The organism is Streptomyces adustus (genome assembly GCF_009377175.1).
GTDB lineage: Bacteria > Actinomycetota > Actinomycetes > Streptomycetales > Streptomycetaceae > Streptomyces > Streptomyces adustus.
Genome location: NZ_VJZD01000532.1, coordinates 1 through 1,490, shown reverse-complemented (window position 1 = coordinate 1,490; position 1,490 = coordinate 1). Strand labels below are relative to the sequence as shown.

Sequence of the window (1,490 nt, the reverse complement as noted above, 5' to 3'; positions counted from 1 at the left end):
TCCATACCGTTCGTCGTGGGCCGTTCCGGTCATTCGTAGGATCGGAGCACCCAGGGGTGCTGGGTATGGCTGTCACCCGATAGCCGATGATGTGGCTTCCACTGATTGGCCGCCCGGCACCCCGCGACGACTCGGCCGCTAATTGGGATACGCGAACTGAATCGCTCGTATGGATGCGTCGGCGAGGTCGTCTGCTGGGACACAACACCACGTCGGAGGAGGATCGGTGCCGGAATTGTGGGCCGGGACGGACGCGGGGAAGGCCGAGCACCACTGCACGGTCATCGACGCCAACGGGACGACGCTGCTGTCGCGGCGTGTGCCGAACAGCGAGACTGAACTGCTCGAACTCCTTGGTGACGTATTGGGGATAGCCGACGGCGGCCCGGTCACCTGGGCCGTCGACCTGAACTCCGGCGGGGCCTCCTTGTGGATCGCGCTGCTGTTCAGCCACGGCCAGAAGCTGCTCTACATCCCCGGCCGGACCGTGCACCACGCCTCAGCGGCCTACCGGGGCAGCGGGAAGACGGACGCTAAGGACGCGTTCATCATCGCCGACACCGCCCGCATGCGCCGCGACCTGCAGTCTCTGCAGGAGCTCGGTGAGATCGCAGTAGACCTGCGGATTCTGACCGCGCGCCGGATCGACCTCGCGGTCGACCGCACTCGCGCAATCAACCGCCTCCGCGCGCAGCTGTTGGAGTACTTCCCCGCCCTGGAGCGTGCCTTCGATCTGAGCACCTCCAAGAGCGCACTGATTCTGCTGGCCGGCTACCAAACCCCGGCAGCCCTGCGAAGGATCGGCCGGTCGCGGCTCACGACCTGGTTGAAGAACCACGGCGTGCGCACCAGCATCGCTGCCAGGAGCACGGCCGAGGCCGCGGTGACCGCTGGAGAAGCCCAGTTCACCGTCGTTCCCGGGGAAAGGACCTGCGCGCGGATGGTCCACACGCTGGCCGCGGCGGTGACGGCCCTCGACGAGGAAATCTCGGAGCTCGAAGCCCAGATCGAGGCCCGGTTCCGGGAGCATCCCGACGCAGAGGTGATCACCAGCATGCCCGGCATCGGCATGACGCTGGGAGCCGAGTTCATCGCCGCTACCGGTGGAGACATGTCTGTGTTCGGTAGCTCCGACCGGCTCGCCGGTGTGGCCGGCCTGGCCCCGGTCCCCCGTGACTCGGGCAAGGTCAGCGGTAACCTCCGCAGGCCCCGGCGCTACAGCAGGCGACTGCTGCGAATGTTCTATCTCTCTGCCCAGGTCGCCACCGTGTACTGCCCTGAATCGAAGCGGTACTACCAGCGCAAACGCGCGGAGGGAAAGTCCCACAAGCAAGCCGTCCTGGCACTCGCCCGGCGCCGCCTGAACGTGCTCTGGGCCCTCCTGCGCGACCACAAGCTCTTCGAGACCGCTGCGGCCCGCGCAGGCGCGACAGCGATATGACCCGACCACAGTGGGTCGCTACCGCCGCTTGACAACGTCATTGGGAATC

General features: G+C 66.8%; 1 protein-coding gene. It reads left to right on the top strand.

Annotated elements, in window-relative coordinates:
* The first annotated feature begins 226 nt into the window (after positions 1-226).
* On the top strand, positions 227-1,441 hold the full coding sequence (locus FNH09_RS46340; protein WP_162470124.1) for an IS110 family RNA-guided transposase: 1,215 nt from the start codon (positions 227-229) through the stop codon (positions 1,439-1,441).
* Positions 1,442-1,490: the final 49 nt, after the last annotated feature.